The 12,943-nt window shown below is 33.5% G+C and carries 10 protein-coding genes; 2 read left to right on the top strand and 8 right to left on the bottom strand.

Annotated elements, in window-relative coordinates; genetic code table 11:
* Positions 1–122: 122 nt before the first annotated feature.
* Positions 123–662, bottom strand: coding sequence for an SRPBCC family protein (locus NJT12_RS24260; protein ID WP_271338691.1), 540 nt, complete (start codon positions 660–662; stop codon positions 123–125).
* Between the two features lie 371 nt (positions 663–1,033).
* Here NJT12_RS24260 and NJT12_RS24265 point away from each other — a divergent pair, with 371 nt between their 5' ends.
* Positions 1,034–1,414 (top strand): ankyrin repeat domain-containing protein, encoded by a 381-nt coding sequence (locus NJT12_RS24265; RefSeq protein ID WP_271338692.1) that lies wholly within the window; start codon positions 1,034–1,036, stop codon positions 1,412–1,414.
* Positions 1,415–1,630: 216 nt separating this feature from the next.
* Here the strand turns inward: NJT12_RS24265 and NJT12_RS24270 are convergent, their stop codons facing one another.
* From NJT12_RS24270 to NJT12_RS24300, 7 genes are all read right to left on the bottom strand, one after another.
* The gene (locus NJT12_RS24270; RefSeq protein WP_271338693.1) at positions 1,631–4,729 is read right to left on the bottom strand and encodes an efflux RND transporter permease subunit; all 3,099 of its coding nucleotides are present in this window, start codon (positions 4,727–4,729) and stop codon (positions 1,631–1,633) included.
* A 75-nt stretch (positions 4,730–4,804) separates the two neighbouring features.
* On the bottom strand, positions 4,805–5,965 hold the full coding sequence (locus tag NJT12_RS24275) for a carbohydrate porin (protein ID WP_271338694.1): 1,161 nt from the start codon (positions 5,963–5,965) through the stop codon (positions 4,805–4,807).
* Between the two features lie 114 nt (positions 5,966–6,079).
* Complete coding sequence (locus NJT12_RS24280) at positions 6,080–7,165, bottom strand: efflux RND transporter periplasmic adaptor subunit (protein WP_271338695.1); 1,086 nt, start codon at positions 7,163–7,165, stop codon at positions 6,080–6,082.
* Positions 7,166–7,176: 11 nt separating this feature from the next.
* A complete protein-coding gene (locus NJT12_RS24285) occupies positions 7,177–8,421 on the bottom strand; it encodes a TolC family protein (RefSeq protein ID WP_271338696.1) in 1,245 nt (414 codons plus the stop codon).
* A gap of 84 nt (positions 8,422–8,505) precedes the next feature.
* On the bottom strand, positions 8,506–9,867 hold the full coding sequence (locus tag NJT12_RS24290) for a sensor histidine kinase (RefSeq protein ID WP_271338697.1): 1,362 nt from the start codon (positions 9,865–9,867) through the stop codon (positions 8,506–8,508).
* Positions 9,864–10,544, bottom strand: coding sequence for a response regulator transcription factor (locus tag NJT12_RS24295; RefSeq protein ID WP_271338698.1), 681 nt, complete (start codon positions 10,542–10,544; stop codon positions 9,864–9,866). Before NJT12_RS24295 ends, NJT12_RS24290 begins: the two co-directional genes overlap by 4 nt.
* A 64-nt stretch (positions 10,545–10,608) precedes the next feature.
* Positions 10,609–11,697: a M42 family metallopeptidase gene (locus tag NJT12_RS24300; protein WP_271338699.1), complete on the bottom strand. Its 1,089-nt coding sequence runs from the start codon at positions 11,695–11,697 to the stop codon at positions 10,609–10,611.
* An 81-nt stretch (positions 11,698–11,778) separates the two neighbouring features.
* Here NJT12_RS24300 and NJT12_RS24305 point away from each other — a divergent pair, with 81 nt between their 5' ends.
* Entirely contained in the window at positions 11,779–12,459 is a 681-nt protein-coding gene (locus NJT12_RS24305) for a DUF4294 domain-containing protein (protein WP_271338700.1), read from the top strand.
* The last annotated feature ends 484 nt before the right edge of the window (positions 12,460–12,943 follow it).

Below are 12,943 nucleotides of genomic sequence, written 5' to 3' on the forward strand. Positions count from 1 at the left end.
AAGTTTATAGAAGACCATTTTAGCCCAAATTTACATTTTTCAAGAAACACTCTGTAAATCTACTAGTATAATAAAAGAAAGAGGTCGTCTTTTCAGACAACCTCTTTTTATAAAAAGATTTATTACTCCTCTAATTTGTTTTTTAAATTCTCGAGACCTTTTTGCAAATCGTTACCAATCATATGATCCATTTTCATCATTGGTAACATGATATTCATAGGGTAGGGAATAACCCCGTTAATTCCCCATTTTACTTTTGTCTGATTTCCTGCAACAGCTTCTGTAGATATAAATCCCACTGCGGTATCCTCCATAGGTTTCTTGAAACGCAATGCAAAGTCAATACGTTTTCCTTGAGTTATTTTTGTAATTTCCTGCTCACCTACACCAACTTCTTTTACATCGCTTTCCCAAGTTGATTTTGAACCAACAGCTCCATCAGTTCCTGTATAAGTAGTTTTTATCTTAGGGTCAAGGTTTGCCCAAACGCTGAACTCATTCTGGTTTTTTAAATTTCTAACATAATTAAAAACGGTGTCAACAGGCCTATTAATTATAATTTCCCTTTCGACGGCATAATTTTTCGGCATACAATAAGCCGCAATTAATACGATTGCCAAAACTAGAATCAGGATCGCAAGAATTTTTTTGATAATTCCCATAATTAGTGGTTTTAAGGTTATTAATTGGTTTTTTTTGGATAGATATCTTTATAACTTACTCATTTAAAGGTTGTTTAATTTTAAGTAAAGTTAAAGAACTAATGTTTTGAATTTGCGGAATCTAAAACTTTTTGAAGATTTTTTCTATTAATTTTCATTTTTACTGTAACATTTTTGAAACATCAGCGTCTATACTATAGAAGCTTTAAATGAGATAACATAAATTTTTAGTTTCGTATGACATTTGTTATTAGAATGTTAAGAATTAGTTAAAACACAGTACCTTGTTATGCATAATACATGAAATAGAATTACATTTACTTAGAATTTAAAAATCATCATTAATCAATCAACATTAACAATCAATCATCATGAAAAAATCAGTAATTTATTTAGGAGTAGCTTTAGTAGCATTTGCAAATGTTTCAATGGCTTCAAATCAAACATCATTTGTACAACCACAAATGGAAATTGTAAATAGTTTTTCAACTCCTCTAAATGTAGCAGTTGGAAAAGGAGATCTTGAATTTGTTAAAAAACTTATTGAATACGGAGCAAATGTAAACGAGATATCAGAAGATCTATCGCCTTTGATGATCGCAGCCCGTTACAATAAAGTAGACATTCTAAGAGTTTTATTAGCAAATGGAGCAAGTGCATCTGTTAGAAATGAAAAAGGTTTTACAGCTTTAAAATACGCACAATTATCAAATGCAACAGAAGCTATTGCCATTTTGAAAGATTTAAAATAAACGTTTAAATCGAGTTTTGAGTTAGTATAATGAAAACGGCCTTTCTTGAGCAGGGGTCGTTTTTTCATTTCTAGTTATACCATTACTTTGTATTTGGCATATTATATCCGTTTGGATCTGGGATTAAATTAAAAAAAGCACCATTAATAATAATGATGCTTTTTTCGTTAAAACCTAATCAAATTAATTTAACCAATTAATCTATCTTCAATATCTTTATTCAATCGGAACATCTTTTTTTCTGTTGAACACCCAGAATATAATTGGGAAAACCAAAAGCGTTAAAATTGTTGCCGTAATTAATCCTCCAATAATAACGATCGCCAGTGGTTTTTGCGACTCAGAACCAATACCTGTAGAAATTGCAGCAGGCATTAAACCTATCGATGCCATAAGTGCCGTCATAACTACCGCTCTTGTTCTGGCTTTTACTCCTCTAAATATCGACTCTTCGAGTGTGAATTTTTCTTTTAAGTTATGATGGAATTCGGATATCAGAATAACTCCGTTCTGTATACATATCCCAAGTAAAGCAATAAAACCAACACCAGCCGAAATTCCAAAATTCATTCCGGTAAGATGTAAAGCAATAATTCCACCAATGATTGCAAAAGGAACGTTTGCCAAAACAAGCAATGAATCTTTTATGTTTCCAAAAAGTATAAATAGTAAAACAAATATCCCAATTAAGCTTATCGGTACAACTTGTGCCAAACGCGCACTGGCACGAACCTGATTTTCAAACTCACCTGTCCAGCCCACAGTATATCCTGTTGGAAGTTTCATTTTGGCAACTTTTGCCTGCGCTTCTGCAATTGTGCTTCCTAAATCACGATCACGAACAGAGAATTTTACCCCAATAAAACGTTTCGTATTATCCCTATATATAAAAGCTGGCCCCGTGATGGTTTTTAAATCTGAAATTTCCTTTAACGGAATCTTAATTCCGCTAATAGTTGGTACTTTTAGTTCAGCAATATCATTTTCATCTTTACGATATTCTTTAGAAAAACGAACTCTGACATCGAATTTTTTATCGTCTTCATATTTTTCAGTTGCTGTTTTTCCTCCAAAGGCAAGTTCTAAAACAGCTTGTGCATCACTTAATGTTACTCCGTAAGCAGCCATTTTATCCCTGTCAAGTACAACACTAATTTCTGGTTGACCAACATTTCTTAGTATTCCCGCATCTTTTATACCCGGAATATTCTTTATTTGTGCTAGAACTTCATTTGATAATTCGTCTAATTTATCCAGATCATCACCATAGATTTTTACCGCATTTGAAGCTTTAAAACCTGCCACTGATTCAGCAACGTTATCAATTACAGGCTGCGAATAATTATAAGTAATTCCCTGATGAACTTTTAATTTTTCGTCCATTTCGTTAATTAAGTCATCCATGCTTATTTTTCGTTTCCATTCAGATTTTGGTTTCAGGTCAACCTGAAGCTGTATAAATCCAAAACCATTAGGATCCGTTCCGTCATTACTCCTTCCGGTTTGTGATAAAACATTTTTTACTTCAGGAAAGCTTTCCAAATCTTTTCGAATCGTTGCAGCGGTTTTTACACTTTCAGGCAATGATGTACTCATTGGCAGCTCAGCTGTAACCCACAATGCTCCTTCATTTAACTGAGGCAAAAACTCTGTTCCTAAAAATGTAGCAGAAAAAAAGACCGCTACCAAAAGTGCCATTGATCCAATAAGCGTTTGTACTTTATGCTTAAATGTCCAGGCGAAGCCACTGCTAACAATGCGATCCCAGAAATTAACAAACGGATTGTGTTTTTCTTTTACGTTTTTATTTAAAAGAATATGTGATAAAACAGGAACCAATGTCAAAGTAAAAAGTAATGCGCCCATTAATGCAAAACCTAAAGTATAGGCTAGGGGAGAGAACATTTTTCCTTCTACTTTCTGGAATGAGAATATTGGCAGTAAAGCAGTAATAATGATTAATTTAGAAAAGAATATGGCTTTACCCATTTCAGCTCCTGTTTTTTTAATCAAACTTCCTTTGGCAATTTTATTAAAAGCCGTCATTCCTAATTGATGTGCCCTGCGGTCTAATACCACAAACAATCCTTCGACCATAACAACTGCACCATCAATAATAATCCCGAAATCGACCGCACCTAAACTTAGCAAGTTGGCACTCATCCCCATCATTTTTAAACATAAAAAGGCGAATAATAACGATAGCGGAATAACAATCGAAACCGTAAAAGTCGTCCTCCAGTCTGCCATAAAAAGAAATACAACGCAGGTAACCAGAATAATTCCTTCAAATAAATTGTGCATTACCGTTTCTGTCGTGAAATTCATTAAATTATCACGATCGTAAAAAGTCACTAATTTGATATCTTTTGGAAGAACGTTATCATTCAGATCTTGTATTTTCGCTTTGATTAATGCCAAAGTTTCCTGAGGATTTTCACCTTTTCGCATTACAATAATACCTTCAACAACATCATCATTATTACCTAAACCAGTTTGTCCAACTCTTGGCATGGCACTTTCATAAACAGTAGCTAAATTTTTGACTAAAATTGGATTCCCATTAGCATCGTCGACAATAATATTCTCGATATCCTGAATCGATTTCAGAAGTCCAACTCCGCGAACAACAAAAGCCTGACCATTTTTTTCGATAATATCCCCACCCACATTCAGGTTTCCTCCATTTACAGCATTATATACCTGAAGCGGCGTAATATTATATTTTGCTAATTTTATAGGATCAACACCTACTTCATACGTTTTAGTTTGTCCCCCAAACACATTCAAATCCGCAACACCGGGAACTGAACGAAGCTGCTTGTCGATTACCCAGTTTTGATAGGTCAATAATTCTCTACTATCCCTGCTGTCACTTTTTACAATATATCTGAAAATTTCACCAGTAGGTCCGTAAGGCGGCTGAACATCCGGTTCTACATCATCCGGAAGCGAAACATTTTTTAATAAATTATTCACCTGAAGACGCGCAAACTGATCGTCGACACCATCATCAAAAATAATTTTGATTACTGATAAACCAAACATTGTAATACTACGAACACTCGTCTTTTTTTGTACCGAGTTCATAGAAATCTCGATAGGCGAGGTTACAAAACGCTCTACCTCCTCGGCACTTTTACCGTTCCATTGCGTAATGATAATGATTTGAGTATTCGTTACATCCGGAAATGCATCAATAGGCATGTTTTTGAAAGAAATAAACCCCGCAACTGCCAATAATCCCACCCAAAAAAAGGTAAATGCTTTATTCTTAAGTGAGAAAGCAATAATATTTCTTATGAATTTGTTCATTTTAAAAAGTATTTTTAATGATGAATTTTTATTTTTTAATTTATTAGAACATAAATGCCCTTATTGTATTGTCTTCTAGAACTCTGTATGAAAACGTAATGCTAAAAACTGTATTGGACCTCTGTCTTTGTTATAAGCCGGATTCATGGCAAATTGATAATCTGGTGAAAGTGTGATATGTGTATTTGGGATTAAAAACGAATAAAAGATTTCGACAATCTGTTCTATCCCATAGTTTAAAGTTCCGTCACCAATCATAAAACCATTTCCTCCCAATTTTTGATATTGTTCATGTGGTCTGGATAATCCGTTTGCAACCACTGCAATACCTGCAAAATCATTCTCACGGTTCCACATTTTACCCTTCAAATTAATACCAAGTTGAGCAGATCTGTCAATTTCTGTAAATGCCCATGTTTCATTTTTACCATCATTATAACTCATTCTGGCAAAAAGCCCCCAATTATCCCCATGAGTATAATCCATATTTAAGCCAATACCATATTTAGTACGGCCATATTGCCTTGTACTTTTAATATCCGGAATTGTTGTAAAATTTGAATTAGCTTCATCATAATTTCCCATTCCTGCCACATTTCTAAAGCCCAGCAATTTAATAGTACTGGTATCATTATTTTTAAAAACCACTTTCTTTTCAATCTCTATGTTTACAGCATTAGAATCTTTAAAGCTAAATTCAACATTTGGACCATTCGCATAAGTTGGCAAAGCACTTAATGAAGCCCTGATTTGCCAGGTGTCAAATTGATAATTTACATATAATCCATCTGTATATCCTCGAGTGTTTGCAGCATAATCCCAAGCCCCATGTGTCATTAAAGCCCAATTCAAAAACTGTGTCCTTGGATCATGAGAATATGTATTGTTGTCGAAATAATCTGATAATCCAAATTTACCAAACACCAATTGTAAGGATCTGTCATTCTTAAATTGAAATTTTTGTTCCAAAAGCATTCTTGCTACATAAACAACAGGTTTAGTATCTCCTATTCTAAAAGTTTCCCCGTTAGGAAAACCACCTAATCCTCTGGCTTGAGATAAACCCTGTCCTCCTGACATTTCAGGATTAAAAGTTACTGTAGCACCTTTCCAGAGAGGAACGTCTAAATACAAAGTTGAGGTTAATGATAAAGCACTTTCTTCTTTAGGATTCATACTATTTGTTCCTGAGTATTTGGCCTGAAAATCCGGATGATATTGATATATAGACGTCATTTGAAATTTCAGGCTATATTTTCGTATCGAATCTGTTTCTTGTGAAAATAATAGCGCTGAAAAAAGCAACGTTGCAAAACTCAATATATATACAGATTTCCGCATTTAATTTAATTATTCGTTTAAAGCACGATAAATAAATAATTGATTATTAGTAATAACCTTTTCATTTTCTTTTAAACCTTTAGAAACATAAGTTGTATCACCAACCACTCGGTAAACATCTACTTGTCTCGTCTCGATATTATTACGATCCTTAAAAATCATTACAAAATTTTTGCTTTTGTCAAAAACAATCGACTTACTAGGTACGGCTATCATAGAATTGCCTTCGCTATAAGATAATTTTATGTTGGCATTCATATCTGGTTTTAACATATAACCGGGATTCTGCAATTTTATACGGGCCTGCATTGCTTTTGTCTCGGGATCAATAACGTTAAAGATCTTATCTACTTTTCCTTTAAAAACCTTATCAGGATAACTTAATGTCGTAACATCAGCATCAATACCCAATTTTACCTTATTGATATCAATTTCGTTAATATTGGCTAATGCCCAAACTTCACTAATCTCTGCGATATCAAAAATATTTTCAGAACGGTCATTTCTTAAAAGCATGTCCTGATTGATACTTTTTTGAATGATAAACCCGCTAATAGGAGCGGTTACTTCATAAATAGAACCTGCTTTGATGTTGTAAATTTTATATGTTTCCTGTACTTTACTTAATTGGGATTGTGCTTTGTTTACTTCTGATTTTGCCTGAAGAACGTCGCTTTCTGAATTTAGTTTGCCATCAAATAATTCCTGAGCAACTTTCAAATGGTTTTTCGCAACCAGTAAATCATTTTTAGCATCGATAGATTGTTTTTCGAAATCTGCAATATCGGTACTTTTTATAGTAGCTAGCACTTGGCCTTTACGCACATAATCTCCAAGTTCAACATTTACTTTAATCACATTTCCTCCAACAAGCGGATAAACATCAATCATCTTATTGTTATCAGCAGTGATTTTTCCGTAAAAACTCAATACATTTTTTACAGGCAGGGTTTCTGCCACGGCTGTTGTCGTTGTTTTTAGCATCGCATCACTTAAGGCAAAAGAGGTATTAGTATCCGGATTATCAACTTCCTTTTTGCAGCTTGCGATTGATAAACTCACAAGAGCAATTCCTATAATTATTTTATATTTCATTTTATTTAGTTTTAGAATAAGTCTTTGTTGATTGTACTATTTAACTCTTCGCCTGAAAGCATTACTTTTTTCTTTAATTCATTTATCTGAATAGAAGCCTGATTGTAACTTTCCATAAAATCAGTAAATTCTAATAAACTTATATTTCGTTTCTGGAAGTTCGTAAGGATTCCGTTGTAAACCGCTTCAAAGTCAGAATTGACAGTAGGTTTTATCACAACATAGTTTTTGCGGGATTCGTCCCATTTGTTCCATGCTGCAGTAATCTCCGTTTGCAATTGCAAGTCAAAATTTTGTTTTTCAATTTTCGATTGTTCTAAAATCGTTTGTGCGTATTTGATATTTCCCTTGTTTTTATTCCAAAGAGGCAACGGAATTCCAAGTGTTAAATTAGCCTCCTTATTAAAAGCACCACTTCGCTGGTCATAATTGGCACCAACGGTGATATCAGGAATAGAAAGTGATTTTTGCCATTTTACGTTAATTTCGTTTGCTTCGATATCCTTTTGTTTTGCCAGATAATCAGGGCGATTAGCAAGTGCTTCATCTTGAAAAGTTTTAAGATCAAACGGGATTGTAACGATGTATTTATTAAACTCTTCTTTTGAAACTTCCGGGACTATATTATCGGTAGAATTCAGTAATAATTTTAAATTCGCCTGTTCTTCAATGTTTTCATTCACAACTTCCATACGCTCATTTTTAAAATTTAAATACAACGATTGTAAACGAACAAGATCTCTCAAGGGAATATTGCCTTTTTGCACCTGAACAGAATATGAGTTGATCAAATCTTCTATATGAGCAAGTTGATTATCTGTAGTTTCAAGACTTTTTTTGTTGTAGAATACAGTAAAAAAACTTTTTCGCAATTGTAGTTTCAAGGTTCTCAATAAATCATTGAATTGCAGCTCTGCTAACTTTTCATTAGTTTGAGCAAGCTTAATTTCATTGCGTTTTTTTCCGCCTAAATAAATTAATTGCTCGATACCAAATGCTTTTTGCCCCTGTTTTCCAATATCAAAATATTGATTTCTTTCTGGGTTGTACGCATTTAATTCAGCAGTAAGCGAAGGGTTGTCCCAAATTCGGGCTTGAATTGTTAATGCCTTAGATGCATCGATATTGTATTGCGATGCCAACAGAAAGAGATTGTTTTTTAAAAATTGGCTTTCACAGTCTTGAAGGGTAACTGTTTTTTGAGCCAAAACTACAGGACCGAGGAGTACAAGTAGGAATGCACAGAGTTTTCTCATTGTATCATTTTTATTTTATACAAATATGCTATCACCAGACTTTAAGACTCCTTAAAATCTACCTTAAAAATACCTTAAAATAATTTATAAATGAAAAAATAATTGAAATAAATTCGTGTTAATGTTTGGAACACTGTAAGTTATTGATGCATTATGAAGTGTTAGAATGCGCTGAACAATACGTAATCCAAGTCCAAACCCTGAAGTTCCCTTAGAATTTAGACCTCGCATAAAAGGCTGGAAAAGATTTTTTTGCTCAGTTTCATTTAAGGTTGTTCCAGTATTTAAAACAGAGACGATCAAAGTATCATCTTTAGTACTGATAATTACCTTAGCTTGCTGATTATGCGAATAAACACAAGCATTTTTTAAAACATTGCTTATCGCAATTTCCAATAAGCTTTTGTTGCCCGTTATTTCTAAGGCAGTATATAAGCTTTCGCTTTCTTCCATTTCAAAAAGAATAACAAATTCAGGAAAGCTTTTCTTTAAATTTTCTATGGCCGAAAACAGAATCTCATCCATACGATGAACTTCACTAGCCTCCTGTTTTTTGTTGTCTATTTTAGATAAAATTAATAACGAATTAATTAATGCAGTTAATTGATTGACATCAGACAAGATATTAGTCAGGAAGCTTTTTCTCTCAATACTAGTTTTACTGTCTGCAATAACATTCTCTATTTGCGAGGTAATCCTCGACAATGGAGTTCTTAATTCATGAGAAGCATTTGCGGTAAATTCTTTTTGCCTCTGATAGGAAATTTCAATTCTATCCATCATAAAATTGAATTCATTGGCAATTAAATCGATTTCATCTTTATTACTTTTAGATTCCACACGAGTATCAAGATTATTCTCGTTTATGTTTTTTATTTTTTGATGAAAGGTATTTAGCGGATTCATTAATTTTTTTACCGTAATAGAGGTTACAACCCAGCAAATACAGGTAAAAAAAATATAAGACACTATTAAGGTATATCTTAGAAAAAGCAGTCTTCGTTGTCCAAAATTATCAGTTGCGGATATTAAGGCATAAAAATCCCTGTCGTGTGTATCATAGAAAACACCATAAACTTCATAATTTCCCTGCTGTTTAAAAAAAGTCTTGTGTTTTTTTAAATATTTTAAATCCTCAATAGACCATTTAATTTTTGCATCATCAATACTGCTATAAATAAGTTTATAGTTAGAATCAAAAACCAATGTTTTTTCATCATATAATTTATTAATCGAGTTTTGATCAATCATCTTTAAAAGCTGATTGTCAACTTCCTTAACATTTACGAGAAGTTTAATGTTCGAAAGTGCTTTTATTTCCAGACGATCACGAAATTCGTCCTTCCTGAAATTAGAATACAAAACAAATATCAAAGTAGAAGCCAATCCAAAAAGGACTGTAAATAACAAGCTGACTAAAAGTGATATTCGGTTTTTTAATGTCATTCGCGATCGCTCAGATAATATCCATAACCAATTTTAGTTCGAATAAGTTTAGTTTCGTGTTCTTTATCTATTTTTTTTCTTAGAAAATTGATATAAACCTCAATTGTATTCTGATTCGTTTCAATATGATAATCCCAAAGTTTTTCAGCAATAAATTGTTTAGACAAGATCTTTCCTTTTGCCTGAGCTAAAATTAAAATGAGTTTAAATTCTTTTGGAGTAAGTTTGATTTCTTCACCAGAGCGAAAGACCTTCATATCATCTTCAATAATTTCTAAGTTATTAATAATGATCTTTTTTTCTGTTTGCTGAGGGATTTCCTTTCGTCTTAAAAGAGAAGAGATCCGGGCGTATAATTCATCAAAATGAAAAGGCTTAACCAGATAATCATCAGCACCATTATCAAAAGAAGCCAGTTTATCTTCTATTTCGCTAAAAGCGGTCAACATAATTATAGGAGTCTTTTTGTCGATTTCGCGAATCCCTTTACAAACCTCTATTCCGTTAGCTCCCGGAACATTGATATCCAGAACGATTAAATCATATTCATAAGGAAAGTATTTTTTCAATAATAAAGAACCATCATAATAAGGGAAACACTCGAACTCTTTTGAAGTAAAGAATGTGGAGATTTCTTTGGATAAAGTAAAATCGTCTTCGAGTAGTAGTATTTTCATTGAGTTGTTTATTTGAAAATTCGGTTATTTATTAAATAACCGAATTTCTACTTTAAGTACGTTCTTATTTAAAATAAGAAAAAGTTTCATTGTTTTCGATTTTCAATAAAGATTCATATATCAATCGAATCACATTTTCGACATCTTCCCTGTGAACCATTTCTACAGTTGTATGCATATAACGCAAAGGCAAAGAAATCAATGCCGATGCTACGCCGCCATTACTGTAAGCGAATGCATCAGTATCAGTTCCTGTTGCGCGCGAAGTTGCATGACGTTGAAACGGAATTTTATTTTCTTCAGCAGTATCGACAATCAAATCGCGAAGTCTGTTCTGAACAGCCGGTGCGTAAGCAATAACCGGACCTTTTCCCATTTTTAGGTCGCCTTCAACCTTTTTATCAATCATTGGTGTAGTCGTATCATGGCAAACATCAGTCACAATAGCGACATTAGGTTTAATCGTTTGTGCGATCATTTCAGCACCACGAAGACCAATTTCTTCCTGAACCGAGTTGACAATATACAGACCAAACGGAAGTGTTTTTTTATTCTCTTTTAATAAACGGGCAACTTCTGCAATCATAAATCCACCCATTCTGTTATCAATAGCGCGGCAAACAAATTTATTCTCGTTCAAAATCATAAATTCATCAGGATATGTAATCACACAACCTACATGAACGCCCATTTCAAGAACCTGCTCTTTCGTTTCGCAACCTAAATCGATAAAGATATTGCTGATTTTTGGCGCTTCCTCTTTGTCGCGTAAACGGGTATGAATTGCCGGCCATCCAAAAACACCCTTTACAATACCTTTTTTAGTATGAATATGAACCCTTTTCGACGGTGCGATCTGATGATCAGAACCACCATTTCTAATAACGTATAATAAACCGTCATCAGTAATGTAGTTTACATACCATGAAATTTCATCAGCATGACCCTCAATAACCACTTTAAAAGGCGCATCAGGATTAATAACTCCAACAGCCGTTCCGTAAGTGTCTGTAATAAAAGTGTCTACATATGGTTTCAAATAATTCATCCAAAGTTTTTGTCCTTCACTTTCATAACCAGTAGGAGAAGCGTTATTTAGGTAGCTTTCAAGGAAAGCAATCGAGGTATCTTTTAAGATAGATTCTGTGCTCATAAAAATATTTTTTTGCTAATTTATAAATTTGGTATTAGAGTTGTGTATAAATATATAATTTTACACTTAAATTATGATTCAATGAGATTTAGCTATAGTATTTTATTCCTTTTAATGATTTCGTTTGCAAGTCAGGCCCAGGTTAAGCCCAAAGAAAATCAACAAATGGGCTATATATTAACCGAGCGGGATTCTGTTTTAAATGATACTATCGAATTGCCCGAGATTATTATTTCGAAAGAAAAGCTAGATCCCGAAGCACAAAAACAGTTTATGATCCTTCAGAACAGGGTTTACAAAGTATATCCTTATGCAAGATTAGCTGCAGATAGATTAACAGCTTTGAATAGCGGAATGGCGCGTTTGAAAACCAATCGCGAAAAGAAGAAGTATTTTAAGATTGTCGAAGACTATCTTAATAATGAATTCGAAGAAAGACTTAAAAAATTGTCGCGTAAACAAGGGCAAATTTTGGTTAAACTTGTTCACAGGCAAACCGGAATCACTACTTATGAATTAATCAGAACCTTAAAAAGCGGTTTTAAAGCCTTCGTATCCAATACAACAGCCAATTTATTTGACATTAGTTTAAAAACAGAATATAAACCCTATGAATCCAATGAAGATTATCTGATAGAGACAATCCTCATCAGGGCATTTGAATCTGGCCGACTCGCAAATCAGAAAGCTGCAAATCCCGTAAACTACGATGACCTGATGAATCATTGGGAAGCAAAAGCAAAGGCAGTCAATAAAGAATAACGGTTCCTATATATAAGGTACGATTTTGTATTTGCAACCCGACAAGTTAAAAAAAACTTGTCGGGTTTATTATTTATAGCTTAGAAGAGAAGATGGTTTATTCGATTTTATGAATTAGGAGCTTCATCCCGCTATGCATTTCAATCTTTTACTTTTTAAAGAAAAAAGCAAAAGGATTTCTATTTCTATCGGGGCTAGGGCAGTTGTTCTTATTAGAAGTAGTGTATATAGGTATGGGGAGCAAATCCTAGTGTCTTATTCAAAGGTAAAGCAAAAGAATCTTTGAGTCTTCGTGGCATAATGAGGTATATCTGTTAAAAGGAGCTGAAATGAATGGTAGGTAGCTATTATAAAGTAATAGAAAAACCTCGATAATGGAGGTTCTTCAAGTGTTGTTATTATGAAAAGGACAATGTGCTTACGAAAATTCCGATAAAGTCAAAAAAAGGACAATGGTTAAGGTTGGTGTTATCAGAGTGTTAAG

Source organism: Flavobacterium azizsancarii (assembly GCF_027980145.1).
Taxonomy (GTDB): Bacteria; Bacteroidota; Bacteroidia; order Flavobacteriales; family Flavobacteriaceae; genus Flavobacterium; species Flavobacterium azizsancarii.

Excerpts from the sequence above, each read along its gene's own strand:
- NJT12_RS24305 (WP_271338700.1), top strand. The coding sequence starts at position 11,779 with ATGAGATTTAGCTATAGTATTTTATTCCTTTTAATGATTTCGTTTGCA.
- NJT12_RS24270 (WP_271338693.1), bottom strand. The coding sequence starts at position 4,729 with ATGAACAAATTCATAAGAAATATTATTGCTTTCTCACTTAAGAATAAA.
- NJT12_RS24260 (WP_271338691.1), bottom strand. The coding sequence starts at position 662 with ATGGGAATTATCAAAAAAATTCTTGCGATCCTGATTCTAGTTTTGGCA.
- NJT12_RS24300 (WP_271338699.1), bottom strand. The coding sequence starts at position 11,697 with ATGAGCACAGAATCTATCTTAAAAGATACCTCGATTGCTTTCCTTGAA.
- NJT12_RS24290 (WP_271338697.1), bottom strand. The coding sequence starts at position 9,867 with ATGACATTAAAAAACCGAATATCACTTTTAGTCAGCTTGTTATTTACA.
- NJT12_RS24295 (WP_271338698.1), bottom strand. The coding sequence starts at position 10,544 with ATGAAAATACTACTACTCGAAGACGATTTTACTTTATCCAAAGAAATC.
- NJT12_RS24280 (WP_271338695.1), bottom strand. The coding sequence starts at position 7,165 with ATGAAATATAAAATAATTATAGGAATTGCTCTTGTGAGTTTATCAATC.
- NJT12_RS24275 (WP_271338694.1), bottom strand. The coding sequence starts at position 5,965 with ATGACGTCTATATATCAATATCATCCGGATTTTCAGGCCAAATACTCA.
- NJT12_RS24285 (WP_271338696.1), bottom strand. The coding sequence starts at position 8,421 with ATGAGAAAACTCTGTGCATTCCTACTTGTACTCCTCGGTCCTGTAGTT.
- NJT12_RS24265 (WP_271338692.1), top strand. The coding sequence starts at position 1,034 with ATGAAAAAATCAGTAATTTATTTAGGAGTAGCTTTAGTAGCATTTGCA.